Below are 16,045 nucleotides of genomic sequence, written 5' to 3'. Positions count from 1 at the left end.
CGATACGTTGTGATCTCGTAGTATTGCTTGTGGAGAAACGGGTGGTCATGACTGATATTACTGCACAAAAAGCCGCTTTGCGTGCTGCGATGATCGTGCAGAGGGACAACGTATCTGACCGTGAGTGGCGTAGTGCCCGCATTTGTGAACTGGTACAAGCGTTACCCTTGTTTATCACCGCCAGATCAATTCACTGTTATATCCCGATACGTTCAGAAGTTGACACTCGACCACTCATTGCGGCTGCACTGAAAGCCGGGAAAGCGGTGGCGGTACCGGTCATCGGATCACAGCAACAGCTTGCGCATAGCTGGATCGAGAGTCTGGCAAGCGATTTTTGGGAACGGGGACGTTTTGGCACGCTGCAACCGCGAAAAATGATTCCGGCCCAACCCGGTGAATGGTCGGTAACTATCGTCCCCTTGCTGGCGTTTGATCGCGACCTGTATCGGCTGGGCTATGGTGGTGGGTACTACGACAGGTTACTGGCGACTGCACCCACCATCGCTGTCGGTGTCGCCTTCGCCGCGCAGGAAGTGGCGCGGCTGCCGCGTGAATCACACGACCGCCAGCTTGATCTGGTTGTGTGCGAAGATGGTCTGCGCCAGCGGCGCTGATGTTGCCGGTAGCGAATTCTTATCTGGCGGCAACCTCTACTCTGCGGTATGATGAAAGAAGTACAGAGCAAGGTTTCGGTTTCCGAGATAGCCGGTTCTTTAACCTGTTTTCTACTGCCAGGACGTGGGTTCTACCTCTGCACAGGTGTCTGAAAATACGACCCCCTGAACTTTTTTCTCTACCGGCATAGCGATGTGGAGAGAGTGGAGGGATGCTTCAGACACATCTGGCAGGGTTTGTCTGACTGTTGAATAGGTAAGGAGTTTTGATCGATGCGTGCCTGCGATTTGCCGATGATTATTCAAGGTGGCATGGGCGCCGCCGTTTCCGATTGGCGCCTGGCACGGGCGGTTGCAGCCTGTGGGCAGCTTGGCGTTGTTTCTGGTACCGGTATCGACACGATTCTGATCCGTCGCTTGCAAGATGGCGATCCAGATGGCGCTATGCGGCGAGCGATGGCACATTTTCCGCTACCTGGTGTAGCCGAGCGTGTGCTGACCACTTATTTCCGTCCGGCAGGTCGGGCACCTGACGAACCCTACGAACTCTTGCCGATGTATAACCTAAAGGTGAGCAAAGAGCGGCAACAAATTGCCATGTTGGCCGCGTTTGTCGAGGTCTGGTTAGCGAAGGAGGGACACAACCAGCCTATTGGTATGAATTTATTGACAAAGATACAACTTCCTAATCTGGCATTGCTGTACGGAGCAATGCTGGCCGGGGTTGATGTGATTATTATGGGAGCCGGGATCCCACGGGAAATTCCAGCCGCTCTTGATGCTCTGGCTGCCCATCGACCTGCGCAACTGACTGCTGAGATAGAGGGCGATGAAGGCTCACCACCAACCTACATCACCTTCGATCCGCTTGCCCACTGGGAGAGTGCGCCGCCGTCTTTGCATCGACCACTCTTTTTGCCGATTGTCGCGAGCGTGACTCTGGCCACGATGTTTGCCCGTAAGATTGCCGGGGTTGACGGGCTAGTTATTGAGGGGCCGACTGCCGGTGGCCACAATGCCCCGCCACGTGGTGAATTACGGCTTAACGAACGGGGCGAACCGGTGTACGGGCCGCGAGATATGGTCGATCCGACGAAGATTGCCGCACTCGGTTTACCCTTCTGGCTGGCCGGTGGTACTGCTTCTCCCGAAGGACTGGCAACTGCACGTGCAGCAGGTGCGATGGGGATTCAGGTTGGTACGCTCTTCGCCTTCTGCAACGAGTCGGGGTTGGCCGATCCGCTACGTCGTTCAGTGCTTGAAGCTCTGGCACGCGGTGCTGTTGATGTCTTTACCGACCCGCGCGCATCGCCAACCGGCTATCCGTTTAAGGTGGTGCGCTGGGATACCGATCCGGCTCAGGGAGTCCCACGGCAGCGCATTTGCGATCTGGGCTATTTGCGTACAATGTATCGAACTCCCAAAGGAACGATTGGCTATCGGTGTGCCAGCGAACCGATTGCAACATTTGTGAAAAAGGGCGGTGATATTGCTGAAACCGAAGGGCGGCGTTGCTTGTGCAATGCGCTGATGTCAAACATTGGCGTTGGTCAGGCCCGTACCGACATTGGGGTCGAACCGCCACTACTCACGAGTGGTGACGATTTGCTGCGCCTCCCCACAATTTTCGATGTGAAGCAAGGCTATACGGCAGCCGATGTGATTGCCTATCTTCTTGGTCAACGACCAGCCCTGTCTTCAACACCATTGCTGACACAACCGGTCGAGTCGCTCGCCGGATAGAAACTTACTTTGTCCAGGACAAGCCGCCATCTGCTTTGATGGCAAAGTCAGTTGAGAGTTGCCGAGGTGTTCCTAGTGCGAGCGCCTCGGCAGTTATTTTAACCTCGGCAATGAAGAGGTCAAAACCCTTTCCACCAGAAGGCACCGCAAGGAACGCCAGCGTATTTCCATCAGGGGCAAAGACCGGTGCACGAGCAGTACCAATATCGGTCAATCGTACTGCTGCACCCCCACCAACCGGTAGCGCATACAGATCGCTCCCACCGTTTACACCAACGGCAAAAATCAACCAGTTCCCGTCAGGACTGATCGTCGGATCATAAGCTGGGGTTGGTGCTCCGGCTAACGGTGTGGCCTGGCCGTTTACGATCCGAACCAGTTGTTGCTGGCCATCCCTACCGAGCGGTGTGCGTACTGCGATCAGGTCGCCGGTGGGGAGAACGATGCTCCGCCCTAGATGCGCATTAGAATCGCTGAAAACTATTTGACGTTGACCGGTCATGTCGTAGCGGAACAAGGCAAGGGGCGCATCAACCGGTGGATCACCAACCGGGGCTACCGCCTGTACCGCTGCCAGAATGCCGTTCCCATCAGGTAGCCACGTCGGATAAAATGCCCAGACTGCACGGTACACCCGATCAAGACTTCCCACCGGCACGGCTGGATCGTGATGGGTCAGTTGCGTCAAGACAGTTCCCGTTTGATCGGCGATCAGCAGATCGCTGGCGCCATCACGAACGATCACGTAGGCAATCTGTTCACCGGAAGGGCTAAATGCTGGTTGTGTCGCCGGTGGACTGAGCAAGCGGCGCGCAGTGCGTTCCTCCCATAGCCAGATGCCATCATCGCGGCAGAAGAGAATCCGACCGGAAACGGTATCACCCTGGAGGGATGCAGGTGGAGTCGGAGTGCGTGAAACCGATGTTGTGGCACAGGCTGAGATCAGCCCGATCAGGAAGTAGAGAAAGATGATAGATAGCTGTCGTTTCATAGCGCTATGCGTTGGTTCATTAATGATCGAGCCGTCGGCGCAACCAGAGCAGCAACCGCTGCGGCCAGCGGCGCGCAACCGGTGGCGGTTGCTGGATCAGGTCATCTGGCAAATCAGGCGGTAGCAGTGCCTGTAATGCAGAAGGGACAACCGTGAACCGTAGCGGCGTGGTACCAATCGGATCACCATCGACCTGTACCGGTAGCGGTGGGCGAGTGACGACTTCAATCGTATGCGCACGGTAGTAGGCAATATCTGGATTGAGACTAAAACGGCGACGCAAGATTGCGATCAGATGCCCGATAGCGTTGATACCGTTATCACCTTTGATCACGCACACATCGAGGAGACCATCATCAATACTTGCCCGATGAGTAATTTTCACCAGACCACCGTACAACTGGGAATTGCCGATCACAATCATCAACACGCGGGCCTTGATCTGGCGTCCATCGAGCCAGATTCGAGCACGGGTACCACGAATTCGCATCACCTCTTCAATACCGCGTACGACGTATGCTAACGCTCCTAGTCGTCTTTTCTCATCGGGACGAATATTAGCGGTGATGGCAGCATCAAAACCGATTCCGGCCATCAAAAGAAAGTAGCGATCACCGGCACGCCCCAAATCAATCGGTCGTGGCGACCAGGTACACAGTGTCTGGGCAGCGGCTCGCGGTTGGAGTGGTAGCCCCAGTTCACGTGCCCAGACATTCATTGTACCGAGTGGGAGAGTCGCTAGCGCCGTCTGGCTACCTGCCAGGCCATTGACCACCTCGTTGATCGTACCATCACCGCCAGCAGCAACAACCAGGTCGTATCCTTCAGTGGCTGCCTGGCGTGCCAGGCGGCACCCATCACCCGGGCCGCTAGTCGGTTGTAATTCAACTGTCCAACCCTTTTGACGCCAGACCTGGGCGGCAGCCTCAAGTTCAGCTTCTAACTGTTCAGCGTGACCGGCTGTCGGGTTGAAAACGATTAACGTGCGCATGCAACATTAACTCTCTCTTTTAGAAAACTACGGTCAGTATAACAGAATCTTGTTGAGACGCTATTGTTCAGCGTCACGCATGGTACAATAGGCGAGTGGAACACCAGAGCAGGAGGTTGCCAATGACGCAGTCGCAGTCAACACTCCCCCCGTTGATAGCGGTTGAATGGGTGCAGACGACCATTTGTCGTCTGCAAGATACCGACCGTGATCGGGAAGAACGCGAATGTCCTGTGTGTCAGACGGAGATGCAGCGTTGGGCCGGATTCTATCGCTGTCAGCACTGTGGTTTCAAAGAGAGCTGTTGCTTTTAGATTGACGTGTTGCCGTCTTTCTATTACCATAACAGCTATGCACGAAGCCTTCAACGAGTGGGCAAACGCATGAACCAGGATGTAGCGCAATTTCTTGCTTATATAGCCGATGAACGAAAGATGTCGGCTAACACAGTTGCCGCCTATCGTACCGATCTCGATCAACTCTGCGCATTTCTGCACGAACGTGGGGTCACAGGCTGGTCTGAGGTTGACGAAGAGGTCATGATGGCCTTCGTGATCAACCTCAAAGAGAAACGGTACGCCAGTTCAACGATGGCGCGTCGTTTGGCGGCGATCAAGTCGTTCTTTGCATTTTTACAAGAACGCAGTGTTATCAGTCGCGATCCCACTGCCCAACTTGATGCACCACGGGTTGACCGGTTTCCTCCGCGGGCGATCTCACAGCATCAGGTTGACGAGCTGCTGGAATTACCACTGCAAAACAGTACACCCGAAGGCATCCGCGATAAGGCGATGCTGGAAGTGCTGTATGCCACCGGTATGCGGGTGAGCGAACTGGTTGCTCTAAATATTGATGACGTGGTGTTTGAAGCCAAAACGGTACGCTGTTTAGGGCGCCAGGGTCGAGAACGGACTGTGCCACTGAGTGATGCAGCTATCACTGCCCTGGAAGAATATCTCGATATAGCGCGGCCGCAACTTGCACGTCAAGATAATCATGACGAGGTGGCACTGTTTCTAAACCACCGTGGAAAACGGCTCACGCGGCAGGGGTTCTGGCTGATTTTAAAGACGTATGCTGAACAGGTGGGGTTGCATGAGCTGACGCCGCATATGTTGCGTCACTCTTTTGCGGCCCACCAGCTACGAAATGGCGTTGATCTGCGTGAACTGCAAGAGCGGCTAGGTCATGCCTCACTTGCCACGACCCAGATGTATACCCATCTGACCGAACATACGGCACAATCGGGCATTACCAGTAATGGGAGGTCACGTTCGTCTTAGTTTGTCTCACGGTTGCGAGTGATCATTAGATTGTGCTATACTCGCAACATATCGGCGATGATCCGGAGGAGTACGCCGCGAGGGGCGTCCAGCGAACCAGGGGTGGTGCGAGCCTGGTGGCTCTGAATGGCGGAACGGCGCCGGGGAGCCGTACTGACCTTGAGGTGAGCGACTGCGGTCGCTAACCGGGGTGGAACCGCGCGTCAGGTTTTGATGCGTCCCCGGGCGCTTTGTCGCCCGGTTTTTTTATTGGGTGAAAGGAGGGTATTTGTGCCAGCTACATCACTTGATCAGATTGTGGCGCTGGCGAAGCGTCGCGGTTTTATCTTTCCCAGTAGCGAAATCTATGGCGGTCTTCAGGGGGTGTATGATTACGGCCCACTGGGAGTAGAACTGAAAAATAACATCATTGCCGACTGGTGGCGAACGAACGTGTACGAGCGGGATGATATGGAGGGTCTTGATGCAGCGATCCTGATGAATCGGCTGGTCTGGAAGTACTCTGGTCACGAAGAGACATTCAACGATCCTCTGGTTGATTGCCGTACCTGCAAAATGCGCTGGCGCGCCGACCACATTCATGGCGTGTGTCCGAATTGTGGTTCGCGTGATCTCACCGAGCCGCGCCCGTTTAATATGATGTTCCGTACCCAGATCGGGCCGGTAGCCGATAGCGGTTCATTTGCCTACTTACGACCGGAAACAGCGCAGGGCATCTTTGTGAATTTTGCTAATGTCTTGACGACAACGGCCCGAAAATTACCGTTCGGGATCGCTCAGGTCGGAAAGGCATTTCGTAACGAGATCAATCCGCGCAATTTTCTCTTCCGTGTCCGCGAATTTGAGCAGATGGAGATCGAATATTTCGTGATGCCCGGTACTGATGAAGAGTGGCATCAGCGCTGGCTCGCCGATCGGTTGGCCTGGTGGGAGCAGATTGGTATTCCGCGCAGTCGGATCACCATCTACGATGTGCCGGCGACTGAACTGGCCCATTACTCAAAACGTACCTTCGATTTGATGTACGAGTATCCCAATATCGGGGTGCAAGAGATTGAAGGCATCGCCAACCGAACGGATTATGATCTCGGCTCGCATAGCAAAGATCAAGAACAACTGAACCTGACGGCTCGGGTGAATCACAATGAAGATAGTATTGCGCGTCTGACCTACTATGATCAGGCGAGTGGCCGCCATATTGTACCCTACGTGATTGAGCCATCGGCTGGCGTTGGTCGGTGCATGCTCGCAGTGATGTGTGAAGGGTATGCCGAAGAGCTGACCAAAACGCCATCGCTAGAACGATTGACCGCAGTTAGTGAAGCACTTCAGGCGTTTCTCAAGTCGGTCGGACGCAGCGAGAAGTTGAGCGGTGAAGCCCGTGATGCTATTTTGGCCCGCGGTGAAGCGCTTAGTCAGGCGCTGGCCGAACGGTTGCCAGAAGTCGAACAATTACTGGCGATGCCCGGCGCCGATCAAATAGAGCTGGGCAAGAAGTTGCGCGGGCAGGCTCAGCCCCTGATTGATGAACATTATCGTACCGTATTGCGGCTCAAACCACGACTGGCCCCGATTAAGGTCGCAGTCTTTCCGTTGAAACGTAATCACGAACAGATCGTTGCTACTGCTAAAGCCGTGCGTCGGCAGTTGCAGGCAGGTGGTCAGATGCGAACTGTTTACGACGATACAGGAGCCATCGGGAAGCTCTACCGCCGCCAGGACGAGATCGGTACGCCATTCTGCATTACGGTCGATTTCGATACGATTGGTCAGGGGAAAGACCCAGCATTGGCCGGTACAGTGACGGTTCGTGATCGCGATACAATGGCTCAAGAACGGGTGCCAATTGCTGAGTTAGAGGTATACCTGCGCGAGAAGGTAATGGCGTAAGGTACAAGGAGTCCTTATCTCCACACTGGCTGTCGATCTGTCACGAACGTGATCCTGACGAGCGGGCGGGTTCCGGCCCGCCCGCTCAATGTACTTCGACCTGCCAATGTCGAACAGTGCTTTGACCACGATGATCGCTAACACGCACGGCCAGCAGATGATTGCCAGTTGTGGGCGTCCAGGTGTAGCTGAAACGACGCCAGGCTCGTGGCCCTAAGTCGTTGTCAAGGGTAGCCGATTGCCAGGCCCCTTCATCGACCGCCAGTGCGACCTGCGCAATCCCGTTAGCCGCCGACCATGCTACACCGCGGAGAGTGACCGGTGTTTTGGGGGTTAGCGTTGACAAGTTGAAAAAGCGACAATCAATGGTCAATTCGCCATCGAGGGAAGTTTCCGTTGGGAGACGCTCACCTGAGAGTAGCGTAATTTGGGATACCCATTTCAGCCAGTAAGTCGCCTTCCAACCCGGTACTACCAATCGTACCGGCCCACCATGGACGGCAGGCAAGGGATGGTCATTGACAGCGTAGGCCAGCATGACATCCCACCAGAGTTTACTGAGTGGTAGATACCGAACTACCGGTTTGGGACCGTAACTCCAGCATGCGGCAATTCTGGCCTGCGGCTTTACTCCTGCCGTTTCGAGCAAGAGCGCCAGTGGTGTCCCCATCCACTCGACGTTAGCAATCATTGCGTATTCGCCAGAATGGTTTTGTTGTCCGATAAGGGCTGCAAAGAAGCTGCTGGTTGGCTCGTGGAGCAGATCGCTCAGGTTGATCGTCAGCGGATACCGCACCAGTCCATCAATACTCAATTCCCAATCTTCATCGGTGATAGACGGGACTGGCTGATTGTTACGTACAAACCATCGCTCGACAGGCGTCACTGCTTCGTCGAGAATTGATAGCGGTGGTTCGAGATGCTGTGGATTGTCGCTCACTACTCGCAGACGATGATCTTTGGTTAGTGTCGGCAGGTTACGCAGCGAAAGTGTTTCAAGTGACATACCATATTCCATGACAATCAAGATTGCTCTGACGGTAAGTAGTATAGGATGTCTGGCTTGATAAATAATGACAGTTGCCGACAGGCAGACTACAAAACGTTCAGATAGACACTGATCTACGGTGAAGCAACGAGATGGTTTTTGTCGTTAGCCAGGTGTAACTGTTGTCATTTCGGCATGGGGATTTGATACGCCGATGAACGTTATTCACGTATACATAGCAGTCTGCCACTGTGTGCTGGGATCGCGGGCCGCTAGTCGGCGCCGTGTGGTATGGCCGGGCACCGTCATTTGGCGTATCAGCACGCCACCATCTCCAAGCCCCCGCTTGTAGGGGGTTGGGGATAAACCCGCACCTACCGCTTTCAAGCCACTAATGGTATCACTTGGAGATCAACCCCAACACTTGCGTTTCCAGTGAAGCCACCGGCTACCACTTCAGCCAGTGCGCGCTCGATTGGCATCGTCCAGCGTGGACTAAAATGCACCAGTACGAGCTGTTGCACACCAGCCGCTGCCGCCACTGCGCCGGCCTGCCGTGGCGTACTGTGACCAGGAGAAGGTTCTGGGGTCGTTGCTTCATGGATCAAAACATGTGCACCTGTCGCCAAGCGGATGACCTCCTGGCACGGTTCGGTATCCGCTGAGTAGCACACCGCAGGAACCGCCGGTGCAGATAAACGAACGGCAATGCAAGGCCGACTATGGCTAGTTTGCGCAGTCGCTATCTCTAGTCCCTCACCGAGCTGCAAACGCTCACCAGCGGCTAACGGCTGCCAAACGACCGGTGTTGCCCACTCTTCCAAACCGGCGGCTGCCAGAAAGCTATTCGCCAGCTCAAGCGTTTCCGGTAATCCGTAGATTGGCAGTGGCTCGGTACGACCACCCAGCCGCAAGCTGAAGAGTAATGCTGGCAGACCATTGATGTGGTCACAGTGACTATGAGTAAGGATAATCCCGCGCAACAGCTGCGGATCGATCCCGCCAGCCAGCAAACGGCGGTAGCTATCACCACCAACGTCGATCAGCAACGGCCCACCCGGCCCATCCCACGCCAGATGGGTATAGGTTCGATCAGGGTCGGGCAAGCCGGTACCTGTTCCGAGCAGTAGAACTCGTGCGGTCATAATGCTACTCTTCCTGATCAATTGGCACTAGGCGCTTACGTAAGGCATAAATGGCGACCTGGGTACGGTCGGCCAGATGTAACTTCGATAGAATATTACTGATGTGGGTCTTGACGGTCTTTTCAGAGACGATCAACGTTTCGGCAATCTCTTTGTTTGACATACCCTTTGCTACCAGGCGTAAGACATCCATCTCGCGGGGTGTGAGCTGCTCAACCGGCGCTTCGTTTGGACGCGGTGTATTAAACTCTTGCATTAATTTGGCGGCAACGTCAGGATGCAAGACTGCTTCGCCGCGACACGCAGCGCGAATCGCGTGAGCTAACTCTTCGGGTGAGATGTCTTTCAGCAGGTAGGAAATGGCGCCAGCCTTGATCGCCGGAAACACCTTGTCATCGTCGGCAAAGCTGGTCAATACGATCACCTGCGAAGATGGGCTAACCGCTTTCAAGCGCCGGGTTGTCTCAACCCCATCAATACCGGGCATCACCAGGTCCATCAGGACTACATCAGGCAACAGCTCTCGTGCCAGTTCAATCCCCTCTGCACCACTACCGGCTTCACCCACGATCTCGATGTCGGCCTGTAATTCAAGAAAGTCACGTAATCCCTGGCGGACCACACGGTGGTCATCAATCAGGAGGACGGTTATCTTCTCCATGCGCTCACCTCCTTTAGTTTGAGAAATTACCGTAACGATGGCGCTCACATGCTTAGTGCGGGTAAGACATTCAGCTTTTCCTGGTCAGATGGGTACAGGAGCTCTGACGCACATTACAAAGATGAGCGGGGTGTCGGTGACTCTGATCGTTCATCACCAACATTACGCTTGTGTAGAGGCACCACCACCTCTATTTCAGTACCGGCGCCGGGTTGGGAATTGACCGTAAATGAACCGCCGAGTTCAAGAGCGCGCTCGCGCATACCGAGTAATCCGAAATGACGCCCCTCGCCAGAAAGGGGGGCCTGTGGATCGAAACCCTTCCCATCATCGGTAATCCGAATACGCACGTGTTCAGCATTCAGTTCAAGCAAAATCTGCACATTGCGGGCCGCTGCGTGTTTCACAATATTATTCAACGCCTCTTGAACAATACGGAAAAGCGGTTGTTCTATCCCCCGCACATGGCGCTCATCACCGATGACGTTCAATTCTATCCGCAAACCTTCACGATGTGCAAGATGCTGGGCATGGTGTTGCACTGCCGCAACCAACCCCTGATCGCGTAAGGCTGGTGGTCGCAACTGAAAGATGAGGGCCCGCATCTCGGCTAGTGCAGCGGTAGCTGTCTCATGCAATCGTTCGAGCAGCACCGGCACTCGCGCCGGATTACGCTCAAACTGTGCCCGCGCCGCCTGCGCCGTTAGAGTCATGCTGAAGAGCTGCTGGCTTACGCTGTCGTGAAGTTCGCGCGCCAGGCGATGACGCTCTTCGATCACGGCTGCCTGTTGTGCACGCTGGTACAGTCGACCATTCTCGACTGCACCGGCCAGCATATCGGCTACAGTCTCTAAAACCGCAGCATCTTCTTCGGTCAGCCCGGCCAATTGGGGCGATTCAATATTGAGGACGCCCAGCGTTTTGCCATTGGCAACGAGCGGCACACACAACTCCGACCGAATATCGAGCCGCTCACTCAAGCCTAGATAGTCCGTTTCGGCTGCAACATTCTCGGCACGCACAATTTGACCACTACGTGCCGCACGCCCAACCAGCCCCAGATTAATGTGCTGACGATAGCCAACCCGTTCCGGTGCATAACGTCCGGCTGAAGCGACCAGGATCAGTTCACTGGCATCCTCATCGAGCAAGAAGAGGTCGACTTGTGGATAGCCAAAGCCCTGCTGGATACGTTGAGTTGCCAGCGGCAGCGACTCACGCAGATCAAGCGTAGCAGTGATGATACGGGCAATCGAATTGAGGACTGCTAGCTGATCGGCGCGACGCTGCACTTGCGCCGCTAGTCGCTGCGATTCGGCGTAAAGACGGGCACTAACCAGTGGGCCACTCACCTGAGCAGCTATTGCTTCGAGTAATTCTACATCTTCGTCGCTGAATGCACCGGCCTGCTGATGCACCACGCTTAACACTCCAATCACGCGCCCACCGCTGCGTAGGGGCGCAAGAATGTACGATGCAACATCAGGGCCAAACAAAACCGTTTCCGGAGCATTTGCCCGACAATCATCCATTACAAACGATTGACAACGTTGCACTACCCATGCCAACGGGTTATCGTGAAGCGGTAACTGCTTACCGATGAAGTCGATCAACGGAGGCACCGCCACGGCAACCGTTAACCCCTGCTGATCATCAAGCAGAGCTACCAGACCACTCCCAAACGCTGTTGCCAAACGCTGAACAGTTTGGTGCAAGATGACGTTCAGATCGAGGGTCGCTCCAACGGCGCGGCCCAACTCAGCCAGCAACTGCTCTTTTGCCAGCAACCGGGCGCTCCGCTCGGCCAGGCGCACATTTTCTACCGCCAAGGCAGCCTGACGGGCAATCGCCTCCACCATTCGTACCATGGTCAGATCAAGCTGATCGGGCCATGCCAGGACAATCACGCCGATCAACCGACCACCCCGACCGCGCAAGGGGGTTAACAATGCTGCGTATGGGGCAATGGCCGCCGTATCGGGTACATCAGGTGGCAGTTCAGCCGCTGGTATCAGGTACGAACTACTCTGTCGATACTCAGGACGCAGCAACGGATGGTAGATCGTCGGCCCGATTGGTGTTGTGCGCAACTGATCAATCAAAGATGGCTGAATACCGGCAAAGGCAACTGCATAGAGTGTCTCATTATCGGCGTCGTGTAAACGTGCATACACCGACGGACTGCCAACAATTCGGCGTAACGTTTCGACCACTTCACCGAGCAGGCTTTCAGGAGTATCATCGGCTCGTAACGCATCACCAAATGCCAGTAGATCTCCCAATGGGAGCGAGCGATCAGTAGCAGCGGTTGCCATGTGCGAAGAACCGGTCATAGTGTACTCTTTCCGAATGATCTGGCATTGTCACCCGAAGTGGTGGCAAGGTCCTATATTATCATCACAACACCATCCCGCTTACATTATGATACACCACCGATAGGGCGTTTCAAAGCTCTTTCCTTGCCCAACAGTGGCGAATTGGAGTCATTTGGAATCGGTGATAGATGCAGCTTACCCTCTTGCGGGGCCTAACGATTGCGCTTGTTCCGCTTACGCATCGCAAGACGTAAACGGGGAGGTTCAGGCGCGCAGGTAAAAGAAATCCAAAAAATGAAAAGCCCTGACCAACGACAGTGATAATTAACGAACAGGTTCGCCCATGGTACAATGACACCAATTCATCTGGACAACATCAATAACAAAACCTCATTGAACGTAGAACGACTATGAGCATTAACACCGATCAGCTCCAAAGATCACTTTGCGCACTTGAAACCGCTCTCGCCTTGTACGAACGTGCAACAGCCACGCAATCTGCCAATGAACAAGAGGTTTTCCGTATGGCGATCATCAAGGGGTTCGAGTTGGCGCAGGAGATCTCGTTCAAGCTGATCAAGCGGCGGTTACGAGACTTCGGGTATACCAGTCGCCGCTTGGAAGCGACACCGGTCAAAGAACTTCTTCGTCTTGCTGCTCAGCACAGCTTGCTTTCGCTTGCCGAAGTCGAGCGCTGGTTTTCCTACCGCGACAATCGTAATAGCACGGCTCACGATTACGGTGAAGCCTTCGTTCAGCAGACGCTGTGTCTCCTGCCCAATTTCATTCGTGATGCACACGCCCTAGCAGAGCGACTACACACTGGCTCACTCCTCACCGGGGAGGAAGAATGACCGATGTACCCAACCTCGATTTGCCACCAAACTATCTGAAAAAAGTACGTTCAATTCTGCAGCAGTACGTCCCCGACTACGACATCTGGGCTTATGGGAGCCGTGTGAAAGGCGGGGCGTTCGAGGCCAGTGATCTCGATCTGGTGGTGCGGAACCCGCGTCAGTTATGGCAACCATGCGATCGACTGGTCGAACTACGGTCTGCTTTTCTTGAGAGCGACCTACCCATTCGGGTTGATGTGATCGATTGGGCGCTTCTGCCACCTGCCTTTCAGTACGAGATCGAACGCGGGTATGTGGTAGTGCAAGAGGGGAAATTGCCAGAGGCGGATGCTTCTTCACGGCAATAGTAGGGGCGGAAGATTGGTCACCTATACCGATCCGCCCATCACGCCAGCCTTATCGTCATCACCGTCTGAGGCGTCGGTGCCGTCGTGCACTTACTCATCACGATCTTCAACCATTATCGGTGCTACACCTCGCCCGATCATAATCGGACCGAAAAGGATTGTCTGTTCGATAACAATTGCCCGTCGCTTCAACAATTCGAGCATTGCCCAGAAAGCGACAATCACCTCTTCCGTTGTCGGTTGCGCCGTTAGCAGATCACCGAAATCGAACCAGGCTGTGTGTTCGAGCCGTTCGCGGATCCGTGCCGCGACTTCGGCTACTGTCAAGCGGGGAGGCAAAACGACCGCTTCAGGTTGATCGAGCGGTAACTGAAGCTGTCTTCGCCGCTTAAGCGCCCGGAGCAGATCGTTCAGGTGGTAGTTCATAACCACCTTCGTTGATAGCATAAGTTGCTCGGATGGTGGCGCCAGGCGCCCAAATGTACACCGACCCTGCTCTTGCCAGTGGCGTAACTGATCGGCCACTTGCTTGAAGCGGCGATACAACTCTAACTGTGCGGCCAACTGCCCGGCATCTTCATCAATCGGATCAGGTGCTGCATTCGGCGAACGTGGCAACAGTGCCCGTGATTTAATCAGAATCAACCGGGCTGCCAGACTCACAAACTCCGCCAGCTCGCGTGGCTCAACCTCTTCTAAGGTGCGCACATAGGCCAGATACTGATCGGCAACACTCGCCAGGGCAATGGTCGTAATATCAAGTTCCGCCCGTTCGATCAGGCGCAGCAGCAAATCGAGAGGGCCGGTAAACTCTGGTAAAGAAATCGTGTAGGGCATAGATCAATGTTGTTCATCGGCCCATTGCAGGCGAGCGGCGCGTCCTTGCGGATGGGGATCGTGATAGTGCCGGAGTGTCTCGACGATTTCTGGTGGACAACCCGCTGCAGCCGCCATTCGCGCCCCGCGTACAGCGTGTTCGGCATAAATAGCAATTGCCGGAATAAAACGAGCCGCGATCAGATAGAGCGCTGGCCACCGCTTGAGAATCGTTGCCAACACATACCATCGCAGCGCCATCGGTCGACCCTCATCATCAACTTTGCCGCAATCGTGATACAGAGCAGCCCGCAACAAAAACTCATCATGCTCCCCTTCTGCTACCAGGGTCTGATACACATCGAGACAGTGGCGCTGATCGTACAGCGGCATCTGCAAAAACAACCGCTGTTCAGCTGGGGTCAGCAACTGGGCAACCAGCTCATATTCTGCTGGCGTAACCTGTGAATCTAGCGCATTGCGAAACTGACGAAGACGGTACGAGAGCGACATACGGGTACTGTAGCTAATGAACAGCCGAGCAAATGACCGACTATGTATTATATCAAATCAGGATCGATGCGACGATTCTATGCCGGATAAGGCCAGAGCTTTTCGACGTTTTCACCCTTCTCGGAAATGATGTGAGAAGAGGAAGAGCGGGTTTCAAGCAAGCGCAATCCTCTCCCACGCGGCGAGAAAAAGCGGATGAGGTGAGGAATGGTGATCAGCAGCCCAAACTCCCGGCGAGACCGTGCGGATCGGGGATTATCGTGAACGAGTGTGTGATCTTTGTCAGTGTCGCTTTGTTTTTAACGGTCGTGAAGCTAAGAACCCTGAAAAGTCGTAAAAGATTGCAGCATCCTAAGTAATATGCTGGTACAATATTCTGGTAGTTATGCTGTAGCACAAATTCGATCAACATAAGAGTGTTTGAAACACGCTCATAATTAATTGGAACTCGATCTAAGCTATCGTCTAACGAGGTCCTGTAGCACACCATGGTATAAGGTTATTTCGTGAGCCTTGCCTTTCCTTCCTTGCCCCTTATCGGAGAATGAGGGTAATTTGGAGAAAATTATTGACTCTGAGAAAACACTGGGTCGATGAGGCATAACACATGGGTAATCGCTACAAAGACTGGTGGCGGCAGGCGGAAGCGGACTTACGCCATGCCCGCAATGCGCTCGCCGATGGAGATTACGAATGGAGTTGCTTTGCCGCACAACAGGCCGCAGAAAAAGCGATTAAGGCACTTTTCCAAAAGCTGGGAATGGATGCCTGGGGCCATACATTAACGGTGCTAATTGGAAATTTGCCCTCAACCATCCAACCGCCAACTGAGCTGATAGATTATGCCCGTATTCTGGACAAACACTACATTCCTACACGATATCCAAA

General features: G+C 54.3%; 16 protein-coding genes. 8 read left to right on the top strand and 8 right to left on the bottom strand.

All coding sequences use genetic code 11. The annotated features are described in order from the left end of the window. Nucleotides 1-47: 47 nt before the first annotated feature. Together JE47_RS0105710 and JE47_RS0105705 are read left to right on the top strand one after the other, a co-directional pair. Complete coding sequence (locus JE47_RS0105710) at nucleotides 48-617, top strand: 5-formyltetrahydrofolate cyclo-ligase (protein ID WP_031458829.1); 570 nt, start codon at nucleotides 48-50, stop codon at nucleotides 615-617. Between the two features lie 273 nt (nucleotides 618-890). Next, complete coding sequence (locus JE47_RS0105705; RefSeq protein WP_031458828.1) at nucleotides 891-2,360, top strand: nitronate monooxygenase; 1,470 nt, start codon at nucleotides 891-893, stop codon at nucleotides 2,358-2,360. 4 nt (nucleotides 2,361-2,364) lie between these two features. Here the strand turns inward: JE47_RS0105705 and JE47_RS0105700 are convergent, their stop codons facing one another. Both JE47_RS0105700 and JE47_RS0105695 read right to left on the bottom strand, forming a co-directional pair. Then, on the bottom strand, nucleotides 2,365-3,351 hold the full coding sequence (locus JE47_RS0105700; RefSeq protein WP_031458827.1) for a TolB family protein: 987 nt from the start codon (nucleotides 3,349-3,351) through the stop codon (nucleotides 2,365-2,367). A gap of 19 nt (nucleotides 3,352-3,370) precedes the next feature. Beyond that, a complete protein-coding gene (locus JE47_RS0105695; RefSeq protein WP_031458826.1) occupies nucleotides 3,371-4,342 on the bottom strand; it encodes a diacylglycerol/lipid kinase family protein in 972 nt (323 codons plus the stop codon). A 122-nt stretch (nucleotides 4,343-4,464) separates the two neighbouring features. Between JE47_RS0105695 and JE47_RS20375 the strand changes: the two genes are divergently transcribed. The 3 genes from JE47_RS20375 to JE47_RS0105680 all read left to right on the top strand — a co-directional run bounded on the left by JE47_RS20375 (nucleotide 4,465) and on the right by JE47_RS0105680 (nucleotide 7,515). Continuing rightward, entirely contained in the window at nucleotides 4,465-4,656 is a 192-nt protein-coding gene (locus JE47_RS20375; protein WP_035419065.1) for a hypothetical protein, read from the top strand. A gap of 69 nt (nucleotides 4,657-4,725) precedes the next feature. Continuing rightward, nucleotides 4,726-5,625, top strand: coding sequence for a tyrosine recombinase (locus JE47_RS0105685; RefSeq protein ID WP_035419063.1), 900 nt, complete (start codon nucleotides 4,726-4,728; stop codon nucleotides 5,623-5,625). A gap of 270 nt (nucleotides 5,626-5,895) precedes the next feature. Next, nucleotides 5,896-7,515: a glycine--tRNA ligase gene (locus tag JE47_RS0105680; RefSeq protein WP_031458824.1), complete on the top strand. Its 1,620-nt coding sequence runs from the start codon at nucleotides 5,896-5,898 to the stop codon at nucleotides 7,513-7,515. A gap of 85 nt (nucleotides 7,516-7,600) precedes the next feature. Here JE47_RS0105680 and JE47_RS0105675 read toward each other — a convergent pair whose 3' ends face one another. The 4 genes from JE47_RS0105675 to JE47_RS0105660 form a co-directional block, all read right to left on the bottom strand. Next, nucleotides 7,601-8,521, bottom strand: a complete 921-nt coding sequence (locus JE47_RS0105675; protein WP_031458823.1) for a molybdopterin-dependent oxidoreductase — start codon at nucleotides 8,519-8,521, stop codon at nucleotides 7,601-7,603. Nucleotides 8,522-8,886: 365 nt separating this feature from the next. Next, entirely contained in the window at nucleotides 8,887-9,648 is a 762-nt protein-coding gene (locus JE47_RS0105670; RefSeq protein ID WP_031458822.1) for an MBL fold metallo-hydrolase, read from the bottom strand. A gap of 4 nt (nucleotides 9,649-9,652) precedes the next feature. Further along, entirely contained in the window at nucleotides 9,653-10,309 is a 657-nt protein-coding gene (locus JE47_RS0105665; protein ID WP_031458821.1) for a response regulator, read from the bottom strand. Between the two features lie 113 nt (nucleotides 10,310-10,422). Next, the gene (locus JE47_RS0105660; protein ID WP_031458820.1) at nucleotides 10,423-12,642 is read right to left on the bottom strand and encodes a sensor histidine kinase; all 2,220 of its coding nucleotides are present in this window, start codon (nucleotides 12,640-12,642) and stop codon (nucleotides 10,423-10,425) included. A gap of 392 nt (nucleotides 12,643-13,034) precedes the next feature. Here JE47_RS0105660 and JE47_RS0105655 point away from each other — a divergent pair, with 392 nt between their 5' ends. Both JE47_RS0105655 and JE47_RS0105650 read left to right on the top strand, forming a co-directional pair. After that, entirely contained in the window at nucleotides 13,035-13,478 is a 444-nt protein-coding gene (locus JE47_RS0105655) for a nucleotidyltransferase substrate binding protein (protein WP_031458819.1), read from the top strand. After that, nucleotides 13,475-13,828 carry a nucleotidyltransferase family protein gene (locus JE47_RS0105650; protein ID WP_031458818.1) on the top strand — a complete coding sequence of 118 codons (354 nt, stop codon included), beginning with the start codon at nucleotides 13,475-13,477 and terminating at the stop codon, nucleotides 13,826-13,828. Before JE47_RS0105655 ends, JE47_RS0105650 begins: the two co-directional genes overlap by 4 nt. Nucleotides 13,829-13,918: 90 nt before the next feature. Here the strand turns inward: JE47_RS0105650 and JE47_RS0105645 are convergent, their stop codons facing one another. Further along, on the bottom strand, nucleotides 13,919-14,665 hold the full coding sequence (locus tag JE47_RS0105645; protein WP_031458817.1) for a segregation and condensation protein A: 747 nt from the start codon (nucleotides 14,663-14,665) through the stop codon (nucleotides 13,919-13,921). 3 nt (nucleotides 14,666-14,668) lie between these two features. Continuing rightward, a complete protein-coding gene (locus tag JE47_RS0105640; RefSeq protein ID WP_031458816.1) occupies nucleotides 14,669-15,157 on the bottom strand; it encodes an HDIG domain-containing metalloprotein in 489 nt (162 codons plus the stop codon). A gap of 607 nt (nucleotides 15,158-15,764) precedes the next feature. On the opposite strand from JE47_RS0105640, the gene JE47_RS0105630 reads away from it, so the two are divergent. Next, nucleotides 15,765-16,045, top strand: a 281-nt coding sequence (locus tag JE47_RS0105630) for a HEPN domain-containing protein (protein WP_031458814.1), incomplete at its 3' end; no start/stop codon positions are given.

The organism is Chloroflexus sp. MS-G, from assembly GCF_000735195.1.
Taxonomy (GTDB): Bacteria; Chloroflexota; Chloroflexia; order Chloroflexales; family Chloroflexaceae; genus Chloroflexus.
This window is presented reverse-complemented; position numbering and strand designations above follow the sequence as displayed.

Bases quoted from the DNA above. Each gene is read 5' to 3' on its own strand.
- JE47_RS0105710 (WP_031458829.1), top strand. From the start codon at position 48: ATGACTGATATTACTGCACAAAAAGCCGCTTTGCGTGCTGCGATGATC.
- JE47_RS0105705 (WP_031458828.1), top strand. From the start codon at position 891: ATGCGTGCCTGCGATTTGCCGATGATTATTCAAGGTGGCATGGGCGCC.
- JE47_RS0105700 (WP_031458827.1), bottom strand. From the start codon at position 3,351: ATGAAACGACAGCTATCTATCATCTTTCTCTACTTCCTGATCGGGCTG.
- JE47_RS0105695 (WP_031458826.1), bottom strand. From the start codon at position 4,342: ATGCGCACGTTAATCGTTTTCAACCCGACAGCCGGTCACGCTGAACAG.
- JE47_RS20375 (WP_035419065.1), top strand. From the start codon at position 4,465: ATGACGCAGTCGCAGTCAACACTCCCCCCGTTGATAGCGGTTGAATGG.
- JE47_RS0105685 (WP_035419063.1), top strand. From the start codon at position 4,726: ATGAACCAGGATGTAGCGCAATTTCTTGCTTATATAGCCGATGAACGA.
- JE47_RS0105675 (WP_031458823.1), bottom strand. From the start codon at position 8,521: ATGTCACTTGAAACACTTTCGCTGCGTAACCTGCCGACACTAACCAAA.
- JE47_RS0105670 (WP_031458822.1), bottom strand. From the start codon at position 9,648: ATGACCGCACGAGTTCTACTGCTCGGAACAGGTACCGGCTTGCCCGAC.
- JE47_RS0105665 (WP_031458821.1), bottom strand. From the start codon at position 10,309: ATGGAGAAGATAACCGTCCTCCTGATTGATGACCACCGTGTGGTCCGC.
- JE47_RS0105660 (WP_031458820.1), bottom strand. From the start codon at position 12,642: ATGACCGGTTCTTCGCACATGGCAACCGCTGCTACTGATCGCTCGCTC.
- JE47_RS0105655 (WP_031458819.1), top strand. From the start codon at position 13,035: ATGAGCATTAACACCGATCAGCTCCAAAGATCACTTTGCGCACTTGAA.
- JE47_RS0105650 (WP_031458818.1), top strand. From the start codon at position 13,475: ATGACCGATGTACCCAACCTCGATTTGCCACCAAACTATCTGAAAAAA.
- JE47_RS0105645 (WP_031458817.1), bottom strand. From the start codon at position 14,665: ATGCCCTACACGATTTCTTTACCAGAGTTTACCGGCCCTCTCGATTTG.
- JE47_RS0105640 (WP_031458816.1), bottom strand. From the start codon at position 15,157: ATGTCGCTCTCGTACCGTCTTCGTCAGTTTCGCAATGCGCTAGATTCA.